Genomic DNA, 20,299 nt, shown 5'->3' on the forward strand with positions numbered 1-20,299 from the left:
CATGAGAATTCATATTCGGGCAGAAGCGCTGGTCTTTGTTTATATGGTCATCTGCTTCAGCATATTGCTCTTCAATTTATTCGCGATCGGCAAGAATCATGTGCGGGAGCGATTCATTGAAAAGCGCCGCCGGCAATGGCTGACACGCATTGAACAACAGCTGGCCTGTCAGGATTGTTCCCGGGACAAAAAGGAACAGCATCGCCGGCTGTTGAACCGGAAGCTGCGTTATCTGGTCGAGCTGATCGCCTATCAACAAGCAGCCGCCGAGCTGCAAGTCCATCAGCCGGAGGCACTTTACGCGTATTTAAAACAATATCGCGATTGTTTTGTCCAAGTCGCGTTTCAGTTAACCCGCAAAGACCTGGTAACGCAAGCTTATGTGGTATATGTGATCGGACAGTTTCGTTTGCTTAACGCCGGCTTTGAAGACGAGCTGACGCGGCTGGTTTTACAAATTCTGCTGCACAATTCAGTGTATTGCCGGGAGAATGCCTTTCAGGCATTGGTGGCTTCGGGCAATCCGCAATCGGTAACGCAGGCTGTACTTTTGCTTTCGCGCAATGAAATCCAGCACAGCCAGAAGTTGATCAGCGATGATCTGCTGCGGTTTCCAGGTGACCAGAACGCGCTTGCTCAGCAGCTTTGGCAGCGCATGGATGAGCTGACGCCGGTCTATCAATGCGCGCTGATCAATTATTTTCGAATGGTCGGTCCGCAATTTGCCGAGCTCTTGTTCGCCCGGCTGAACGATCCGCGTCAGGATCCGGAAATTCATTTCGCCGTGCTGCGTTATCTGCGCCGCTGGCCGGATCCCCAGGCGTATCCGCTGCTCCTGGAATTGCTGCAGGATGAAAGCCGGAGTTGGGAATACGCAGCTCTGGCCGCCTCGGCGCTGGACAGCTATCCCGGCTCACAGACGATCGAATGTTTAAAGCAGGGGCTGCATTCACGTTTCTGGCATGTCCGGTATAACAGCGCTCAGGCCCTGCTGAATCTGCATGTGCCGTTAGCGCAGATGCAGGATATCCTGACGGGCCCGGATCGGTATGCGCGTGAGATTCTCGAATACAAGCTGAAAGAAAATGAAGGAAGGGAGGGCACTGCCGGATGATGGATCTGATTAAAGATTTTCTTGCGAACGTCGAATTCTTCTTCGTGTTCTATCTGATCGGCTACAGCACCTTCCTGTTTATCTCCGTAGTCGTTGGCGCCAGCGTGCTTTACCGCAACCGCTATCTAGAAAAAATGAAAAACGAGCTGAAGCACGATTACTATGTGCCGGTATCCGTAATCGTTCCGGCGCACAACGAGGAAGTCACAGTCGTCGATACGGTGTGTTCCCTGCTGCAGCTGGATTATAAGTTATATGAAGTTTTAGTCGTTGACGACGGGTCGACCGACCAGACAAGCCAGCGGCTGATTGAAGCCTTTAATTTAATCGAAACCCAACGCCCAATCCGTCGTCAGGTGCCTTGCAAGAAACAGAAAGCAATCTACGAACGGGAAATCCACGGCATTCGCGTGACTCTGATCGTCAAGGAAAACGGCGGCAAGGCTGATGCGCTGAACATGGGCATCAACGCCTCCCGTTTCCCGTATTTTGTCTGTATGGACGCCGATTCGATGCTTCAGCGAGATTCCCTGGAATATGCGGTGCGGCCGTTGCTGGAAAGCGACGAGGCGATCGCCGTCGGCGGACTGGTGCGTATTTCCAACGGCGTAACGCTGGAAAATGGCAAGGTAAAACATTATCACCTGCCGTCCAATCCGCTGATATGCATGCAAATTCTGGAGTATGACCGGTCATTTCTGGCTTCCCGGATCCTGATGGATCAATACAACGGAAATTTGATCATCTCCGGTGCGTTTGGTTTATTTAAGAAAGATCTGGTCATCACGGTCGGCGGCTATGACCGGAATACGATGGGGGAGGATATGGAATTGGTGACCAAGCTGCATGTGTTCTGCCGGGCACATGATATTCCCTACGCAATTCGCTATGCGCCGGATGCGATCTGCTGGAGCCAGGCGCCTTCGACCCTGCTCGATCTGACGAAGCAGCGCCGCCGCTGGCATATTGGTTTGTTCCAGAGCCTGACAAAATATCGCCGGCTGTTCCTGAATGTCAAATATGGTTTTGTCAGCTTGATTTCCTATTTCTACTATCTGCTTTACGAATTGTTTTCACCTTATATCGAGCTGTTCGGTTTGTTGACGATCGCTTTGGCATGGGTCACCAATCTGATCAATTATCCCTTTGTCGTTTATTTTTATCTCGTCTACGCCTGCTTCAGCGGCGTCTTGACGCTGGTGGCATTTTTCAGTCGGATTCATACGCAAAATTTAACAATTTCGCTTTTGGACGTGATCAAAGCGATCGGCTTATGCTTGTTTGAAATCATTTTCTTACGCCTGTATTTGTCAACTGTGCGGATGCTGGCCTTATTCAGCTACCGCAAGCGAAAGAATCATTGGGAAGCAATTACCCGGACTGCGAATAATCCGGCCGTCACCGTCAAGGAAGGCAGCGAAAAATAATGAAACGGAAAACAGGAATATTGTTAGTTGCAGGACTGGCGCTTACTCTGGCGGCCTTGGGACTGCAATCATCGCATACTCGCCCCAAGGCCGGCAGCTTATTTTCATGGAACCGCACGGCTGTGAGTGCAGAAGGAATCGAGGCGGTGCTGACGGTTAACGAGCAGCTTCCGCTGACTCAGCTGTTTCAGGAATTTCCGTTGGAAATGCTGCGTGAGAAAACCGAAGTCCAGCGCTTTGTCAGCCAGCTGCACACCCAGGGGATCGACTGTTACGCATTGATGGGGGATGCCACATGGGCACTGCACGAACAGGCAGAGGAGGTGTTGTCACGGCTTATCTTAGTCGCTGATTACAATGAAACAAGTTCCGCATCTCAGCGGCTGCGCGGCGTGGTGCTGGATATTGAGCCCTATCTTCTGCCGCAATGGGACACGGAAGACCGGCTGACTTTATTGCAGGACTATGCCGATCAGATGGTGATTTATTACAAGCAGGCGAAGGCGCTGAATCTGGAGGTTGTGATCTGCCTGCCATATTGGTATGATCAAGACTATGCCGAAGCGCTTGAACAGTTGATCAGTGAGGCCTGCGACCAGGCGGCAATCATGAATTACAACCGCCATGACGAAGCCGGCCAGCTGGTCAGGGAAGTGGAATATGCCCAACACAGCCACAAAACGTTGATTGCCATTTATGAATTTATCGCTCCGGGCAAGCATGGTCTGGAATCCAACAACACCTATCATGATGCGTCGCTGGATGAGCTTCGTCAAGCCTGGGCCGGACTGCAGGAACAATTTCCTCAGGGAAAGATTTATCCAGGCTATCATTACCTTGAAGAAGTTCAGGCTTTTTTACAACGTCAGTAATTCAATCACAATGCCCAGACGGCATTGTTTTTCTGTTTGCGCGCAAGTCTGGTTCTGTTATAATCAGAACAGAGACTTCAGATTTGCAGGAAAGCGAGGATTCGATAATGCAGATGAACCGATGCTTTGAAATTGTTTACCTGCTTTTAGAACGCAGGAAAATCACGGCTCAGGAACTGGCGGACCGTTTCGAGGTGTCCGTACGGACGATCTATCGGGATCTTGATTTTCTCTCCCGTGCGGGAATTCCGATTTATGCCCGCAGGGGAAAGGACGGCGGGATCGAACTGTGGGATACGTTTGTCTTGAATAAGACCGTTTTCTCAGAAGCGGAAAAGCAGGAGCTGACGGCGTTGCTGGAAGGTTTGCGTTCCACTGGCGTACAGGAAGAAACACAGGTCTTGCAAAAGGTATCTGCCTTGCTGGGACAACCGCGGCAGGCCTGGATCGAAGCGGATTTTTCACTGTGGTCCAAGACGGCTGAGCAGCCGGATTTATTCAGTCTTCTGCGCCATGCGATTTTAAACCGCAAACGTATCCAATTTGATTATTACGGACTGAACCGGGAAGCGACGCATCGTATCGTTGAACCGCTGCGGCTGGTGTTTAAAGCGCAGGCGTGGTATTGTTATGGCTGGTGCGCGCTGCGGGAAGAAGAACGCTTTTTTAAAATCGTGCGGATGCGCGAAGTGACGGAACTGGACGAGAGCTTTGAGCCGCGCCCGCTGCCGGAAAAGATCCTGATGCCGCTGCCGGTCAGCGAGAGATGCGTGACGATTACGATGAAGGTCCAGCCGCAGGGGATCGCACGGCTGATGGATGATTTTCAGCAGATAGAATTGAAGCAGACGCCGGAAATGACGACGGTCCAGTTTACCTGCCCCGATGGTGAATGGCTGCTGAGTTATCTGTTGTCGATGGCCGATTGCACTGAGGTGCTGGCGCCTGCCGACCTGCGGGAGAAAATGCGGCAGCGGATCAATGTTTTGGCTGAGCTATACAATAACAAAGAAACAAATACGCAGAACCTGACATCCTGTTGTCAGGTAATCCCTGGTAAAATAACAGCGGATCAATAAAAAATCCAAACCCGTCATTGTGGTAATTTGATGGATAAAGGATGGAGGCAAAAGGGTGGAAAAGCAAGATAAACAAGCAGAAAGCAGGGAGCAGTCGATGAGCATTGTACCTGAAATCAGCGCCAGGACGCTGTTAACCCCGATGAAAAACGCCCAATGGTGGTTTGGCGGAGATTACAATATGAATTTATATCGTGGCTGTTGCCATGGCTGCATTTACTGTGATTCGCGCAGCGAATGCTATGGCAATGACCAGTTTGACACGGTGATGGTGAAAAAAGACGTGCTGACGCTGCTGGAAAAAGAATTAAAAAGCAAACGACACACCGGCGTCGTCATGAACGGCGCGATGACCGATCCATACAATCCCTTTGAAAAACAGCTGGAAGTGACGCGCGGATCGTTAGCCTTACTGGATCGGTATGGTTTCGGCGTCGGGTTTGCGACCAAGGGAATTCTGGCGGTAAGAGATATCGACCTGTTATGCCGGATTCATCAGCATTCGCCAGTGTTGTGCAAGTTTACGATCACGGCGGCGGACGATGCGCTGGCAAGAAAAATTGAACCTCATGCTCCGTCGAGTACCCGGCGATTTGAAGCGATGGCAAAGCTGTCGAAGGCGGGGTTGTTTACCGGTGTTCTGTTAATGCCGGTTTTGCCGGGAATCACGGACGATCGGGAAAACATCCGTCAGATTTTGATCCGCGCGAAGGAAGCTGGGGCACAGTTTGTTTACTGCAGCTATGGCATGACGATGCGGGACCGCCAGCGGGAGTATTACTATCAATGCCTGGACGAACAGTTTCCGGGATTAAAAGAAAAGTATATTCGCCGTTACGGCAACCGGTACAGCTGTGCCTGCCGCAAACCGGTTGAGCTGAAGGCGATGATCGAAACGGAATGCCGGCAGCTGGGACTTTTAACCCAGATGAAAGCGATCATTGAGGCTTATCGCTTCAGCCGTGGGCCGCAGCAGATTTCATTATTCTGACAATCCTCATCTCTTACAAATTCATGACATTCTTGACGCGGTGTTGGTTTTTCAACCCCGCTTCTTTTATAATAGAAATAAGCATAGCGCTGGGGCTTTTCTGGCAGCGCAGGGGAAATAATTAAAAAAGGGGATGAAACGATGAAACGCGGATTTGCAGCACTGATCATTCTGGGCGTGCTGCTGACATGCAGCGTCAGTCAAAGCTGTACAAAAGGAGAAACAGTTTCAGTTAATCCGATGAATTTGACGGAAGAACAAAATCAATACGTCAAAGAACATCAGCTCCACTATCTGACCAGCGGTTCAGATCGCACAAAAGATCATTTCGCGATTGCCCGGCTGTTTAAAAATCCGCAGGGGAAACTGACGCTTTTCGTTAACTATGTTCAGCAGGACGCGGTAGCTGCTGTCAGCCGGAGGTTGTATCTGTTTGATGAGGACAGCGCAAAAAAGAAGCCTTCTCCAACTTACGCGATGCAGCTGGTGGAACAGTAGCATTTTTATCAGACTAAAAACGCCGCAGCCTATTCGCTGGATCCTCTGAATACCACTTATCCAGGCAATTCTCAGCTGGATACGACGAGTATGTGGAGCAACTGCCAGCGCGTGCAGCTGCCTTTGGCGCAATATTGGAGCCGGAAGACCCTATTTGGTTATTACATTGTGGAAATGGAGGCTCCGGCGGATGATGCGTATCATTTCCTGATCCGGATGATTCTGGAAAAACCTGCGGTCCAGCTGAAGCTGGGGTTTGCAGAGCTGACGCCGCGGTCATTTGAAAATTATGCTTATCTGCTGCGGCTGGATTTGTGGGATGAATAAAGGAGGAAATCAAGGATGCAAAAGGCTATGGTCTGGTTTCGGGCTGGTTTGGGGATGCAGGTTTTATTGGCAGGCCTGGTGATTGTGCTGGCTGTGATTTATTATCGTAAAGATAGCCGCGGACGAATGCTGCTCTTAGCGCGGTTATTGAGCTGGGGAATGGCTGCGGTGATCGCCGTTAACGTCGTTATGATCGCCGGCCTGTTGTTTACGATGCAGCAGTTTGGGTTAAGCCATTCCCGGCTGTTCGTTGTAAATTTGGTTGTGATCGGCTTGATAGGTGGTTTGGAAATGGCTTTGTTATTGGGTTTCGGTTTTTGTTACCGACAACTGCTGGGGTTGGCAGTCCGCGGAGATCGATCGCCGGACCTCGTTAAACAATGCTGTCGGGGGAATCGGATGTTGGCCGGTTTCTGCGCTGTGCGGCTGATCGAACCGTTGATTCAGGCGGCGGCGATCCAGTTCTTTCCGATCACGGAAATTGACGCGCTGGCCTTCTCGTCAATCAATCTGAAGTTTGAATTTCCTTCGCTGCCGCTGCTCGACTGGGGTCTGCTGCTGATCGTGGCGCTGATTCTGGAGGCTTTCCTCAAGCGTTATATTCCGATGTCTTCCGAACGCTTAAACCGTGAAGAGGAGGGAGAAGAAAGCCAGGGGGATAAAGTACAGAGCTTCGAGGTGGATTCAGGAAAATCGTGACAATTTCCCAATGCCGCAAGAATGGTGATAAAACTGAAATCAGATTCGGGTATGCTTGAACCAGGAGGCGAAAGCATGAATGACAATCGAGAACAAATTAGCCGTGCTGTCGATTACATTGAGGCGCATCTGCAGGATGAAACCCTGGATCTCAACGCGGTGACCGCTGCCGTCGGCTATTTCAAATATCACTGGCACCGGCTGTTTACCGCATTGACCGGCGTGCCGGTACATCGTTATATCCAGCGCCGGCGGATGAGTGAAGCGGCACGGCGGCTTGTGTTTACTGCTGATCCGATCCTGAGGATCGCATTGGATTCGGGTTATCAGACGCAGCGTTCATTTTCCCGCCAGTTTCAGGCGGTTTATCACTGCAGTCCAAAAACGTATCGGCGCAGAAAGCTGTACCTGCCGCTGCAGTCCCGATTGGAATTGCAGAATAGTCAACCGGATGCGCTGCGCAATGTCAAAATTCAAATTCAGGATGAAGGCGCGATAGCGCTTGTCGGTTACTGTGCCGAACTCCGGCATGGATTTGGGGTGATCGGACGGTCCTGGCGGAAACTGCATCAAAATAAATCTTCAATCCCCGGACGCTGCGATTCGAATTTCCTGATCGGCGTTCATGATTATACGGAGTTCTCAAATTCCCAAAAGGGGCCGATGTTTACCTGTTGGGTCGGAGCACAGGTGGAACTTCTGGCTGATCAAGCTCAGTCCGTTCCCAAGGGCATGCAGCGGCTAACGCTGCCGGCCAGCCGCTACGTGGTATTTGAATATCAAGGCCGATGCAAGGATTCTCTGGAGCCGGTAATCGAGCTGATCTATAATCAATGGTTTCCCTCAGCTTCATGTCAGCTGAATGAAAATGCGCGGTATGATCTTGTCCGATATGGCGAATCTACCAACGATCAAGGACTAAGCGATATCCAGATAGGAATTCCAATTCTTTAACCGCCAATAGTTTCTCAACAGGAGTAAGGAAAGGACGGTCAACAAAAACAAACGGCATCGGGAATAAGCGAAGGTCGGAAACAGAATAAAAAAGGCTCAGCCTGCTTGATGCGGACTGAGCTTATTTGTATCGAATTTTGTTATTTTGTCAGATCGTGGATAATGATGTTATTTTCACGATCCGGCCCGACGGAAACCAGCGAGATCCGGGTGCCGGTGATTTCTTCGATCAGGGCGAGATACTTGCGGCAGTTCTCCGGCAGTTCTTCAAACTGGCGGATGCCGGTGATATCTTCTTCCCAGCCTTCCATCATGCGGTAGACCGGTTTGGCTTTTGCGTATTCTTCCAGCGATGCCGGAATGGAAGTGGTAACCTTGCCATCCAGCTCATAGCCGACACAGACTGGTAACGTTTTAAATTGGGACAGCACGTCAATTTTTGTAATGACGAGATCGGTTAATCCATTGATCCGGGCCGCCTGTTTGACGACGCACAGATCGAGCCAGCCGCAGCGGCGCGGACGCCCCGTTGTTGCGCCGTATTCGTTGCCGGCCTGACGCAGTTCTTCGCCGACTTCATCGAGCAGCTCGGTGACAAACGGGCCTTCGCCGACGCGGGTCGAGTACGCTTTGACAACACCGATGACATGATCCAGCTTGAACGGGCTGACACCGGCGCCTTCACAAACACCCGCGGCTGTCGGGCTGGAGGAGGTGACGTACGGGTAGGTACCGTAGTTGATATCGAGCATGTTCGCCTGAGCGCCTTCAAACAGAACATTCTGGTTCTGATCCAAAGCGTCGTTGACCGTGGTGACCGCGTCGATGATCCGCGGAAGCAGGCGTTCCCGAACTTCCCGGAACTGTTCAACCAGCGCGTCGTAATCAAACGGTTCTTCCTCGTACAGCTTGACGATCTGTTCGTTTTTGATCGAAAGGGTCGTAGCCAGCTTGGATTTGAAGTTATCGAAATCAACGAGATCGCAGGCACGTAAGCCGATGCGGGTGTATTTGTCCGCGTAGCAAGGACCGATGCCGCGCTTGGTCGTGCCGATTTTGTTGCCGGCCAGCCGCGTTTCCTGCAGCTCGTCCAGCTTGACGTGATACGGCATGATCAGATGCGCGCGGCCGCTGATCTTCACGTGCTCCGTGTTTACGCCGCGGGACTCCAGTTCGTCGATTTCTTTCAGCAGTACAAACGGATCGACAACAACGCCCGGGCCGATGACGCACAGCGCGTCCTGATGCAGAACGCCCGAGGGCAGTAAGTGCAGAACCGTTTTCTCGCCTTCGACGACCACGGTGTGTCCGGCATTGTTGCCGCCCTGGAAGCGGACGACCATGTCCATTTTATCTCCCAAAACGTCAACGATTTTTCCTTTTCCTTCATCACCCCATTGGGATCCGACGACGACATATCCAGCCATAATTGTATTCCAACCTTTCTTTACTATGGGATTTGGTTATGATGCGGCAGGGGAGAGACAAACAAGGCTTATGCCTGTTCGCTCAGTTTGGCAATGCCGGTGTCAATCCGGCGCAGTGTTTCCGCCTGGCCCAGAATGTGAGCAATTTCAATCGCCCCGCCCGGGGTGAACTGCTTGCCGCTGACGGCCGTGCGAACCGGCCACAGCATCTGACCATTCTTAATGCCCGATTCCTGAATCAGATTCATCAGGGAATCGTGAATTGCTTCTTCGCTCCACTGCGGCAGCGCTGCCAGCACTTCGCGGGCCTGCTTCAGGGAAGTCAGAGCAATTTCAGCATTGGTCTTCATCTTTTTGTGCGTGTACATCGCAATGTCATATTCCGGCAGAACGTCGAAGAAATCGACCATTTCGTCAATCTCGTTGAGCGTGGACACCCGCGGCTGCAGGATCTTGCTGATCTCTACGAGGTCAAAGTCGCCCTTGACGGCGTTCTTCAGATGCGGCAGCGCCAGCTGATGGAACTGCTCCAGCGTCAGATTGCGGATGTACATGCCGTTCATCCACGTCAGCTTTTCAATATCGAAAATCGCCGGCGATTTGCTGATGCGCTCGACGGAGAACGCTTTTTTCAATTCATCCAGGGTGTAGATTTCCTGTTCCGTTTCCGGCGACCAGCCCAACAGTGCGATGTAGTTGAGGATCGCGGCCGGCAGATAGCCTTTGGCTACCAGATCCTGAAACGACGCGTCGCCGTTGCGCTTGCTTAATTTGTGATGCTCATCTTTCATGACCGGCGGCAGGTGGATGTATTTCGGGATGTTCCAGCCAAACGCCTGGTAGACCAGATTGTACTTCGGCGTCGACGACAGATACTCATTGCCGCGCACGACGTGGGTGATGTTCATCATGTGATCGTCGATGATGTTGGCGAAGTTGTACGTTGGGAATCCGTCGGATTTTAACAGGATGCTTTCATCCAGAATGCTGTTTTCAACTTCGATGTGACCGTAAACTTCATCGTCAAACGAAGTGGTGCCGGTCAGCGGGATGTTCTGCCGGACAACGTATTTCTCGCCATTGGCAATCCGCTGCCGCGCTTCTTCCAGCGTCATATTGTGGCAGGGATCATTGTATTTGAAGGAGACGCCTTTGGCTTCGGCTTCTTCCTTCTGACGATGGATATCGTCCTCGCTGCAGAAGCAGTAATGCGCGCCGCCCAGTTCAATCAGCTTTTCCGCATATTCTTTATAAATGCCGGAAGCCATGCGTTCCGACTGGACATACGAGCCATAATCGCCGCCGACGTCCGGTCCTTCGTCATGGTCCAGGCCACATTCCTTTAATGTCGTGTAAATCAGATCGACAGCACCTTCGACAAGACGTTCCTGGTCGGTGTCTTCAATCCGCAGGATGAAGGTTCCGTCATCCTTTTTTGCGACCAGATATTCGTAAAGAGCTGTGCGAAGATTTCCGATATGCATGTAGCCGGTTGGGCTGGGTGCAAATCTAGTTCTAACTTTTTCCATTTTCACGCTTCCTTTTCTAAAACCTTTCTTATTGTACCTTAAGTTAACCCTAAGTGCAATTTTATCTTTCCAGAAAACGGCGTTTTTTAGCACACTTTTCAGTCGAATTTTCTGCGTTGGACACGCTTCGGGGATTATGGGAGGAACGAAACTGAAAAATGAACCTTTTTTCAATTTCCAAACAGGATTCCTTACGCAGAATCCGCTGGCAGCAGTTCTGAATAAACATCATCCCGGTTTGGATTTGATCCGGAATTTCCGTACAAAAAGTAAAGCAGGGATTTTTGCCAGTGAGGCTTAGTCAGATAAAATGAGGAACAGCACGTGCGATCATTCAATGGGATCATTCAATCTGAATCCGAACAAAATAAGAAAAGAAGCGACAAAGCGGAACGCACATAAAATGAAGGATCAAAAGGGAGAACTTCGTGATCGCTGGGGAAGGAAATCTGATAAAATTTTGAAAATTCTGGTTGACTTTTTTATGAAAAAGCGTAGAATATAAGAGCAAGCCAAATTGGGATGTAGCCAAGCGGTAAGGCTGTGGACTCTGAATCCACCATGCAAAGGTTCGAATCCTTTCATCCCAGCCATAAAACAAACTTCTCATCTGTAAAAGATGAGTTTTTTTATGTCTTGTTAAAGTAAAACGAGGAGGGCTGGGGATGAAGGGGCATTCAAGATGAACCGCTTGGCTAAAGTAAATCGATTCCTTTCAAAATCAACAATAAAATAATAAGCCAAAACAACACGACGCCTAAAGCATAGCGCCCGTCTTTGAGCGGCAGAGCCTGGGCCTGCGCCTGACATTTCTGCCAGACCTCGGCAGGAATACATTTGACCGCCAGCGTGATGAGCAGCGGCAGCAGAAACAGATCGTCCAACGCGCCCAAAACGGGAATAAAATCGGGGATCAGATCAAGGGGAGACAAGGCATAGCCGACGGCCAGAGCGCAAAGCCACCGCGCCCGCTTCGGTGTGTTCGGATCTTTGAGTGCCTGAGCCAGCACGGGAAGGGCAGATTTGCAGGAACGGATTCGATCTTTTATGCGGCGTTGGCGTTCTTCTTTATTCATCAGTTCATCCTCCCGGTCTTTTCGCATTCTTTTTAACCCCTGAAGAAGAGAGGCAGGGATTGCTTCTGTTTTATCGGATTCATCATTTTTTCTTCTGTTTATTTATCGTTTGGTTATTTATCTTCTGATTATTTATTATAAAGAGAAGCCAAACTGCGGGTCAATCCTTTCCTCAGTCAGCTTTTCCATCAGCGACAAAAAAACCATCCGGCTGGATGGTTTCTATTTTTTATGGCTGGGATGAAAGGATTCGAACCTTTGCATGGTGGATTCAGAGTCCACAGCCTTACCGCTTGGCTACATCCCAATGACTTGGTGCTTTTATATTCTACCCTTTTTTCAAAGAAAGTCAACCCTGAAAATTTTTCTTTTTCTGGAAAGTTTTAGAATCCCTGATTGACAAAAAATTCGCTTCCTGATTACAATGGATAAAGAAGTGAGGGGATTTTATGAATTCAGAACAACGGCTGACGATGATCCGGCGGCTCAGCGACGCTTACGGCGTGTCCGGCTTTGAGGATCTGGCGGCGGCGGAAGCCCGGCGCTGGATCGACGAAACGCGCTATGCGGTGCGCGAGGATCACATGCGCAATTTGATCATCCAGCCCAAGGCGGCGGATGGGGAAGTCCGGATCCTGCTGGACGCTCACAGCGACGAGCTGGGGTTTATGGTCCAGGCGATCAAACCGAATGGCACGCTGACGTTTCTGCCCTTAGGCGGCTGGGCGGCGAATACCGTGCCGGCGCATAAGGTGAAGGTCAGAAACCGCAGGGGAGAGTATATCAGCGGCGTGGTCGCGGCCAAGCCGGTGCATTTTATGAGCGAGAGCGAGCGGCGGGCGCCGTCTGAGATCAGTGCGATGGTGATCGACGTTGGATCGCATTCGCTGGAAGAAACCCGCGATGTTTTTCAAATTGAGATCGGTGCGCCGGTCGTGCCGGATGTGACATGCGAAATCCAGAGGGAGAAGGGCTTGATTATCGGCAAGGCGCTGGACTGCCGGATCGGCGTGGCGGCGCTATTGGAAACGCTGGATCAAATCGATCCAGCTGTTCACCGCAATCATGTCGCCGCCTGTCTGTCTAGTCAGGAGGAAGTCGGCGACCGCGGTATCCAGACGGCGCTGCATCAGCTGGAGGCGGACGTGGCAATCGTGTTCGAGGGCTGTCCGGCGGATGATACGTTTACGGAAGACTGGCTCTGTCAGACGGCGATGGGAAAAGGGTTGATGCTGCGGCACATGGATCGCTCGATTATTGCCAACCCTCGCTGGATGCGCCAGGTTTTGACCTTGGCTCATGACCGGGGCATTCCGGTGCAGGAATCGGTACGCAGCGGCGGCGGGAATAACGGCGCGATGATTCAGTTAAGTCAGCGCGGCATTCCGACGGTCGTCCTGGGCATTCCAGTCCGCTACATTCACTCGCATCATGGTATCGCCTGTCTGGCGGATGTGGAAGCCGCTGTGGCGTTGGCGAAAGCCGTCATCGACACTGTGAGCGCGGCGGACGTGGACGGTTTGTAATGGAATCCCCATGGAGAACGCTGGGGCCAATCGACGCGGTCTTGAAGCGCAATCATCTGCGGATGCTTCTGGGCGTGGTCCTGCTTGCGGGTGCGGTGCTTTTCCCGATCCTCATGAATACAGTATTCAAGTCCGCCGGGCCGAAGCCGTTAACCGAAACAACGCTGATCAACGAACAGGCGAAATATGAGATCCAGCTGTGCACCGAGGAGTTTGCCAGCAGCAGCGACGGCTACAAGACCAATCATTATTATTTAGCGTCCGACGGGTTATCCTGGCGGATTGTGATGCTGAGCGAAGCGACGGCGAAACGCTGCGGGCCGATCATTGATTACAGCTACGGCGACACGGACATCGCGCCGCTGCCGTTGGTGGTTGAAGGCTTAAGCGCAGCGATCCCGCAGCAGCTGCAGGAGTACGCGCTGGAAGTCGTGCAGATGCTGATCAACGAGAACGCCGATCTGACGACGCTGCAGGATGAAATCGGTTCGCTGATGTTAGTCGAGGGTGCGCAGCATGCCTTTCCCTTAGCCAACGTTCTGATTTTGATCGGCCTGGGCATGGCCGGCGTACTGCTGATCTTAAGCGGCCGCTACAACAAGAAAACGGCTCGCCAGCAGCTGGAAGAAGCTGACGAAAAAGGCTTGTATGAGCGTCTGGCGGACGACTTTGAGCAGGCGGCTTATTATCCTTCATTCAAGCTGATCGTCCATCACGGCGTGCTGCTGGAGACCGGAAAAACGCTTCGGATGCAGACGTTAGCGCCAATCCTGCGGCTGCGCTGCCGGCGGCGGTTTGAGAGCTTTCAGATGCCGATGATGATGCTGCAGGCGCAGCGCAGTGACGAACCGGACCGCTGGGTCACGTTGGTTTCCGCGCACAACAGCGGCCGCAGCGTCGACGAGATGAACCGGCTGATCGATCAGATACTGAGCGAAAACCCGGCGATTCAATGGATTGAAGAAGAACTGAATGCTTGAAATTGCACTTTCCTTAGGCTTGGGCATAAGGAAAGTTTTTTTTCTGTCGAAACCGGTTTGCGGCGGGATCCGGGGATAGAAAAGCGAGGGGATTTCTGCTAGAATAGCAAAGGTGATAAAACATGAAAGTTGTGCTAACCACGCTCAACGCCAAATATATCCATAAAAATCTGGCGCTGCGCTGGCTGTATGTCAGCCGGATTCCGGAGGCGGATGTCGAGCTGATGGAATTTGTGATCAAGGATGATCTGGAACGGATCAGCGATCAGATCGCTTCGCGGCAGCCGGAGGTGATCGGAATTTCGGTCTATATCTGGAATGCGGATTTGACCCGGAAATGGATTGCGATTCTCAAGCGCAAGCTGCCTCATGTCCGAATTCTGATCGGCGGCCCGGAGGTTTCCTATCAATGCGAAGACTGGCTGGACACCGGGATTGAAGCGGTGCTGCGGGGCGAAGGCGAGAAGACGTTCTGGCAGGCGGTGCGCCGGGAAGCGGATATCGACGGGTTAGTCAGCCGCAGTTACGTCAGTCCGGTTGCTTACGCGCGGGTGGACCTGAACTGGCTGGAAACCTTGGAAAGTCCTTACTGGCTGGCGATGGACGAGGAAGCGATGGCGCATCGCTACCTCTATCTTGAAACCTCGCGGGGTTGTCCGTATCATTGTGCGTACTGCCTGTCCTCGGCGGACAACCGTGTGCGGATGTTTTCGGAAGCGTATGTCCTGCGGCAGCTGGCGCCGCTGGCAGAGCGGACGGTCAAGCAGGTGAAGTTTTTAGACCGGACGTACAACGTGATGCCCGAGCGGGCGCTGCGGATCGCACGGTTTATTGAAACGCTGCCGCCTTCGATCAACTTCCAGTTTGAGGTTGTCGCCGATACGATCAGCGAAGCGATGCTGGATTTCTTTGAACAGGAAGCCGATCCGGCCCGCTACCGCTTTGAAATCGGCGTGCAGTCGCTGAATTCCAAAACCCTGGAAGCGGTGGACCGGCGGCAGGACAACCAGCGTCTGCTTGAGGTCACAAGCCGGCTGTTAAAGCGCGGCTACGTCTGTCATCTGGATCTGATCGCGGGGCTGCCGTATGAGGATCGGGCCAGTTTTGAACAATCCTACAACGGGTTGTTCGCCGTGTGTCCCAGCGAGCTGCAGGTCGGCATCCTGAAATTATTGAAGGGGACGGCGATGATCGCACGCGCACCGGCTTGGGGCATGGAATTTGAAGCGCAGACGCCGTATACCGTGACGAAGACGGCGTGGCTGAGTGAAGTGGATCTGGCGGAAGTGGAGTGCGTGCATCTGGCAACGGAAAAGCTGCTCAACAGCGGCCGCTGCCGGGCATGTTTACAGAGCGTCTTTGCGGAGCATCCTCAGTTAAGCGCTTATGCCCTGATGGCGCAGGCCGGGGCGCGGCTGCAAGCGCTGCCCCATCCGTATCAGCTGAAAGATCTCTATGAGCTGCTGATCGAGGTGTTAACACCGCTGGTGGGAGAGCCGGAAGCGCAGGCGCGGGTCAATACCGATTATCTGATGCAGTCTGTCCACCGCCAGAAGCCGCTGGCGATCCGGCATCTCAGCGCCGAGGAGCGCAAGGAAATCCGCAGGAATTTAGTTCAGCGGATGGATTTTGACGAGCAGCAGGTTTATAATTATACCCAAATTGACGTCGGCTGGCAGGCCGGCGGCATTCAGATTCAGATCGTGCTGGCCGTTCCCGGACAGCCGGTGCGGCGGATCTGGCTCAGTGAGGAGGAACAACAAGAATGGATAAAATCGTAATTGCGTCGGGCAATCAACATAAGATTGAGGAATTCCGCACGCTGTTTGCGCCGCTGGGGATCACCGTGATCGGCATGAAGGAATGCGGCACGTTTGCCGAACCGGAGGAAACCGGAACGACGTTTGCGGCCAACGCCGTAATCAAAGCCGAAGCGCTGTGCGCGCAGCTGGGCTGCACTGTGATTTCCGATGATTCCGGACTGGAAATCGACGCGTTAAACAAGGAACCCGGCGTGTATTCGGCCCGTTATCTGGGCCATGATACAAGCTACGAAATCAAGAACCGGAATCTGATCGAGCGCGTCAGCGGCCAGGCGGACCGCACCTGCCGGTTTGTCTGTGCGATCGCCTTGGCGCGCCCGGGCAGGCCGACCGAGGTGTTTGAGGGAACGGTCGAAGGGACAGTCGCGTTCCAGCCCGCCGGGGGTAAGGGCTTTGGCTACGATCCGATTTTCTATTATCCGCCGCTGTGCAAAACACTTGCTGAGGCAAGTGAGGAAGAAAAGAATCAGGTCAGTCACCGCGGCAAGGCGATGCGCTTGTTAATGGAGTATTTACATCATGAAGAAAACTGATTCGTTTCTTGTCAAGGCGCTGCAGGCGGTCTGGTCGGTGGCGCTCATCGCCGTGCTGATTTTGACATCGGTTGATCTCAACTGCTTCAGCCGGCCGTTTTACGCCGATCAATACCGCCAGCTGAACACTGCGCAGACGATCGGCATGAGTGAGGAAGATCTGGATTTAACGACCGACGTGCTGCTGGACTATACCCAGGGCAAGCGCGGGAATCTGGACGTGCAGGCCGTCATCGGCGGTCAGGTGCAGGAGGTTTTCAATCAGCGGGAAAAAGACCACATGGTCGACGTTCAGGCACTCTATCTCAACGCGATGAGCGTGCGGAACCTGGCGGCGGCGATCGTGATCGTGGGATTGGGTCTGTTGGTGATGAAAAAGGATAAGGCACTGCGGCGGCAGACAGCGAAGATGTTTTTAAAAACCTCGGCGGTGCTGATGGGCCTGGCGGGGGCGCTGGCGTTCTACGCGTTTCTCGATTTCAACGAATTCTGGACGATGTTCCACCACATCTTTTTCCGCAACGACCTGTGGCTGCTCGATCCCAATACCGACGTCTTGATCATGATGGTTCCGGAAACCTTTTTCTTCAATCTGGTATTCCGGATTCTCGGCGGATTCGGGCTGGGCTATCTGGTCTGTCTGGTCTTGGCCTGGTTTGAAAGCAAAGGAGGCGTTCAAGCGTGATTCATGTTGTTTTATATGAGCCGGAGATCCCGCAGAATACCGGCAATATCATGCGGACCTGCGTCGCAGCAAACTGCCGGCTGCATTTAATCGAGCCGCTGGGTTTTTCGTTAGACGAACAGAAGATCCGCCGTTCCGGGATGGATTACCGGGAAAAGCTGCAGATGAGCGTCTATCCGGATTGGGCGGCGTTCTGCGCGCAAAATCCGGACGGGGAGTTTTACTTCTTAACCCGCTATGGCAAGCAGCCGCCGGCCAGTTTTGACTATACCCGGACGGAAAAGGATATTTATCTGGTGTTCGGCCGCGAAAGCACAGGCATTCCCAAGGCGATCCTGCGCGATCATCTGGACCGCTGCGCACGGCTGCCGATGGTTGCCGACGCCCGCAGCCTGAACTTGAGCAACTGCGTCGCGATCTGCGTCTATGAAGTGCTGCGCCAGCTCGATTATCCGGGCTTAAGCAAAACGGAGCACATCAAGGGAGAGGACTGGCTGTTGGTATGATTACGCTGTTCAACCGTCTGCTTCAAACCGAAAAACGCCGGATCTGTATTTTGTTCTGCGCCGGCTGTTTCTGCGCGGCCGTGTTTGCCTTTGCCAACGCCCGGTTGGGGTATTTGTTAGTCCAGCTGCGCAGCATTGAGGATGTGCTGGCGCTGACGCACCATCCCTGGGTAGAGGGAACGTGGCTGGGGCGGACGATCCTGAATCTGTTGGCGACGCCGCTGGCCTTTTCCGACTGGCTGAGCAGTGCGGCAACGGCGCTGGCCTGGCCGCAGATCGGCTTTCTCCTGGTCGCCGCGATGTTTTTCACCCAGCGCGGCAAGGATAAAAATATCCGTCGCAAACGAAGGGGCTTAGGCTGCTTGATCGGATGTGAGCTGGTCATGGTAATCGCCGGCGGTTTTTTTGTAACGCGCAGCTATTTTTCCCTCACCACGCTCAAAGCGATCCAGCAGTTTGCCTATGCCGGGATCGCCGTGGGGTCGTTGGCGACGCTGCAGCTGATGCTGGCGCTGATTCAGATTCCCTTAGCGCTCTACCGCGATTTTCTGGCGCCGGAGAATGTGAAGTCATAGTGAGTTCCAGCGAAAAACAATTCGCATAGATCATAAGAAATTCAAGAAGTCCTTAAGCCGGTTCGCTGCTTTGCTTTCGGGCTTTTTTTTATTCTTTATTCTACAATCTCCGTATCCGGCAATCGTTGAGCAGGGCGGGGGAAACTGGGGTGGGATTCTAACGATGAAGAATTTCGTAAATCGGACGATCTCTTACTGCGTCCTTCCTCATCTATGGTAAAATAAAAGCATCACAAAGTCAGGAGGAACGGTATGGAGATCAAAGAAAGCTGGATCGCGGAACAGGCTGTCAACGCGAACGCACTGAAGAATGCGAAAGCGCTTGTTCAGAGCGGTAAATTTGTCAGGCTGGTTCGCAGCGAGGACGATACTTTTTATATGGGGGAATGCCAGGGCAGCGGCAGTTCTAATTATACGACGTCCGCCGATTTTCTGGACCCGGCGCATCCGGTATTCCGATGCAGCTGTCCGAGCCGGCAGTTTCCGTGCAAGCACAGCCTCGGCTTGTTGTACGCGATAGCTCAAAAAGCGGCGTTTGAAACGGGCGCGATCCCGGAGGATATCCTCAGAAAGCGCGAGCGGCTGGCGAAGCGGAGCACCCAGGCGGAAACGGAAGCCGAACCGCCGCAGGCAAAGCCGAAGAAAACGAAGAAGACGGCGAATAACAAGCGCTGGCTGAAGCAGCTGGAAGGCCTGGACGTCTGCGACAGAATGCTGCGGGATCTCGTGCGCAGCGGCGTAAGCGCGTTTGTCAACAATTCGCTTAAGGATTACGAAGCGCTGGCGAAGCAGATGAACGATTATTATCTGCCCGGCATTCAGCGCCAGCTTGTGACGCTGATCGCGGCAGCGCGCACCGCTCAGACTTCAGAGGGAACTTACGACGCGGTGTTTACCGAACTTTTGCGGCTGAACCAGACGGTAAAGCAGGGCCGGCAGTATCTGAACAAGAAGCTTCAGGATCAGCCGGTGACTCCGGAGGAAAAGGGAATAGAAGAGGGACTCGGCACGATCTGGAATCTCAGCGATTTGAAGGAACAAGGCTTTGAGATCGGGGAACAGTCCCTGATTCAGCTCGGCTTCCGCGTGCGCTATGATTCAGCGCATCAGGAAACCGTGGAGGAAGGGTTCTGGTTTGTCTATCCGCTCAATGAAATTCATAAAACGATTCATATCCGACCGAAAAAGGCGGAGAAATACATCCGGGAAGAAGACAGCGTATTGATGAAAATCAAGGCGCCCGCGGTTTACCTGTACCCCGGCGCCGGCAACCGCCGGCTGCGCTATGAAGAAACGAGGACAACTGAGCCGCTGAACGGGGACGATTACGCCCGGATCCGGCAAGCCGCCGGCGAAACGTTGGAAACGGTGATCAAGGACGTTAAAAACAAGCTGAAAAATCCCTTCGTCAAAAATGAAGTCGCAGCGCTGATCGCGTATGCCGAGATCCGCCGCCAGGACGAGGGATTTGTGATGTTGGACCGGCAGGGTGAGGCGCTGGCGCTTTCGCCGCTGGAGGGAATGTCGTTGATGGCGCTGACGGCGCTGCCTGAACAGAAATTGTTGGCAGACCAATGCGCGCTTCTCTTGTTTTCCTACGAAGCTCAAACCCACCGGCTCATCGCGAAGCCGATGAGTTTAATCAGTGCCGAACACATCGTCCGGCTGTTGTACTAGG

Annotated in this window: 20 protein-coding genes and 2 tRNA genes; 18 read left to right on the forward strand and 4 right to left on the reverse strand. The window is 52.7% G+C overall.

The features are described 5' to 3' along the window. The first annotated feature begins 1 nt into the window (after window position 1). The 9 genes from I2D94_RS11155 to I2D94_RS11195 all read left to right on the forward strand — a co-directional run bounded on the left by I2D94_RS11155 (window position 2) and on the right by I2D94_RS11195 (window position 7,961). On the forward strand, window positions 2-1,114 hold the full coding sequence (locus I2D94_RS11155; protein WP_195396943.1) for a HEAT repeat domain-containing protein: 1,113 nt from the start codon (window positions 2-4) through the stop codon (window positions 1,112-1,114). Then, window positions 1,111-2,541, forward strand: a complete 1,431-nt coding sequence (locus I2D94_RS11160) for a glycosyltransferase (protein ID WP_195396944.1) — start codon at window positions 1,111-1,113, stop codon at window positions 2,539-2,541. The genes I2D94_RS11155 and I2D94_RS11160 overlap by 4 nt, the downstream gene beginning before the upstream one ends. Then, on the forward strand, window positions 2,541-3,413 hold the full coding sequence (locus tag I2D94_RS11165) for a hypothetical protein (protein ID WP_195396946.1): 873 nt from the start codon (window positions 2,541-2,543) through the stop codon (window positions 3,411-3,413). The genes I2D94_RS11160 and I2D94_RS11165 overlap by 1 nt, the downstream gene beginning before the upstream one ends. A gap of 107 nt (window positions 3,414-3,520) precedes the next feature. Beyond that, window positions 3,521-4,492: a YafY family protein gene (locus I2D94_RS11170; protein WP_195396947.1), complete on the forward strand. Its 972-nt coding sequence runs from the start codon at window positions 3,521-3,523 to the stop codon at window positions 4,490-4,492. 55 nt (window positions 4,493-4,547) lie between these two features. Then, window positions 4,548-5,483, forward strand: a complete 936-nt coding sequence (locus I2D94_RS11175) for a radical SAM protein (protein WP_370544615.1) — start codon at window positions 4,548-4,550, stop codon at window positions 5,481-5,483. Window positions 5,484-5,624: 141 nt separating this feature from the next. Then, window positions 5,625-5,981, forward strand: a complete 357-nt coding sequence (locus tag I2D94_RS11180; protein ID WP_195396948.1) for a hypothetical protein — start codon at window positions 5,625-5,627, stop codon at window positions 5,979-5,981. 90 nt (window positions 5,982-6,071) lie between these two features. Beyond that, window positions 6,072-6,308 (forward strand): hypothetical protein, encoded by a 237-nt coding sequence (locus tag I2D94_RS11185; RefSeq protein ID WP_195396950.1) that lies wholly within the window; start codon window positions 6,072-6,074, stop codon window positions 6,306-6,308. 15 nt (window positions 6,309-6,323) lie between these two features. Next, window positions 6,324-7,007, forward strand: a complete 684-nt coding sequence (locus I2D94_RS11190; RefSeq protein WP_195396951.1) for a hypothetical protein — start codon at window positions 6,324-6,326, stop codon at window positions 7,005-7,007. Window positions 7,008-7,082: 75 nt separating this feature from the next. Further along, complete coding sequence (locus tag I2D94_RS11195) at window positions 7,083-7,961, forward strand: helix-turn-helix domain-containing protein (RefSeq protein WP_195396952.1); 879 nt, start codon at window positions 7,083-7,085, stop codon at window positions 7,959-7,961. Between the two features lie 140 nt (window positions 7,962-8,101). Here I2D94_RS11195 and I2D94_RS11200 read toward each other — a convergent pair whose 3' ends face one another. After that, complete coding sequence (locus I2D94_RS11200; RefSeq protein WP_195396953.1) at window positions 8,102-9,388, reverse strand: adenylosuccinate synthase; 1,287 nt, start codon at window positions 9,386-9,388, stop codon at window positions 8,102-8,104. 68 nt (window positions 9,389-9,456) lie between these two features. Further along, window positions 9,457-10,917: a glutamate--tRNA ligase gene (gene gltX, locus I2D94_RS11205; protein WP_195396954.1), complete on the reverse strand. Its 1,461-nt coding sequence runs from the start codon at window positions 10,915-10,917 to the stop codon at window positions 9,457-9,459. 518 nt (window positions 10,918-11,435) lie between these two features. On the opposite strand from gltX, the gene I2D94_RS11210 reads away from it, so the two are divergent. Then, window positions 11,436-11,510: transfer RNA gene (locus I2D94_RS11210), tRNA-Gln, on the forward strand. A gap of 102 nt (window positions 11,511-11,612) precedes the next feature. Here I2D94_RS11210 and I2D94_RS11215 read toward each other — a convergent pair. Both I2D94_RS11215 and I2D94_RS11220 read right to left on the reverse strand, forming a co-directional pair. After that, the gene (locus tag I2D94_RS11215) at window positions 11,613-11,993 is read right to left on the reverse strand and encodes a YkvA family protein (protein WP_195396955.1); all 381 of its coding nucleotides are present in this window, start codon (window positions 11,991-11,993) and stop codon (window positions 11,613-11,615) included. A 232-nt stretch (window positions 11,994-12,225) separates the two neighbouring features. Next, window positions 12,226-12,300 (reverse strand) — tRNA-Gln (locus I2D94_RS11220). Window positions 12,301-12,442: 142 nt separating this feature from the next. Here I2D94_RS11220 and I2D94_RS11225 point away from each other — a divergent pair. The 8 genes from I2D94_RS11225 (at window position 12,443) to I2D94_RS11260 (ending at window position 20,298) form a co-directional block, all read left to right on the forward strand. After that, on the forward strand, window positions 12,443-13,519 hold the full coding sequence (locus tag I2D94_RS11225) for a M42 family metallopeptidase (RefSeq protein ID WP_195396956.1): 1,077 nt from the start codon (window positions 12,443-12,445) through the stop codon (window positions 13,517-13,519). Then, window positions 13,519-14,499: a hypothetical protein gene (locus I2D94_RS11230; RefSeq protein WP_195396957.1), complete on the forward strand. Its 981-nt coding sequence runs from the start codon at window positions 13,519-13,521 to the stop codon at window positions 14,497-14,499. The genes I2D94_RS11225 and I2D94_RS11230 overlap by 1 nt, the downstream gene beginning before the upstream one ends. Window positions 14,500-14,621: 122 nt before the next feature. Continuing rightward, complete coding sequence (locus tag I2D94_RS11235) at window positions 14,622-16,280, forward strand: B12-binding domain-containing radical SAM protein (RefSeq protein ID WP_195396958.1); 1,659 nt, start codon at window positions 14,622-14,624, stop codon at window positions 16,278-16,280. Further along, window positions 16,265-16,855, forward strand: coding sequence for an RdgB/HAM1 family non-canonical purine NTP pyrophosphatase (gene rdgB / locus I2D94_RS11240; RefSeq protein WP_195396959.1), 591 nt, complete (start codon window positions 16,265-16,267; stop codon window positions 16,853-16,855). The genes I2D94_RS11235 and rdgB overlap by 16 nt, the downstream gene beginning before the upstream one ends. Then, a complete protein-coding gene (locus tag I2D94_RS11245; protein ID WP_195396960.1) occupies window positions 16,842-17,540 on the forward strand; it encodes a TIGR01906 family membrane protein in 699 nt (232 codons plus the stop codon). The genes rdgB and I2D94_RS11245 overlap by 14 nt, the downstream gene beginning before the upstream one ends. After that, entirely contained in the window at window positions 17,537-18,046 is a 510-nt protein-coding gene (locus I2D94_RS11250) for a tRNA (cytidine(34)-2'-O)-methyltransferase (RefSeq protein WP_006060655.1), read from the forward strand. The genes I2D94_RS11245 and I2D94_RS11250 overlap by 4 nt, the downstream gene beginning before the upstream one ends. Next, on the forward strand, window positions 18,043-18,621 hold the full coding sequence (locus I2D94_RS11255) for a hypothetical protein (protein ID WP_195396961.1): 579 nt from the start codon (window positions 18,043-18,045) through the stop codon (window positions 18,619-18,621). The genes I2D94_RS11250 and I2D94_RS11255 overlap by 4 nt, the downstream gene beginning before the upstream one ends. A 252-nt stretch (window positions 18,622-18,873) precedes the next feature. Next, window positions 18,874-20,298 (forward strand): SWIM zinc finger family protein, encoded by a 1,425-nt coding sequence (locus I2D94_RS11260; protein WP_195396962.1) that lies wholly within the window; start codon window positions 18,874-18,876, stop codon window positions 20,296-20,298. Window position 20,299 lies beyond the last annotated feature (1 nt).

The sequence above is a fragment of the Holdemania sp. 1001302B_160321_E10 genome (assembly GCF_015552275.1).
Lineage (GTDB): Bacteria > Bacillota_I > Bacilli_A > Erysipelotrichales > Erysipelotrichaceae > Holdemania.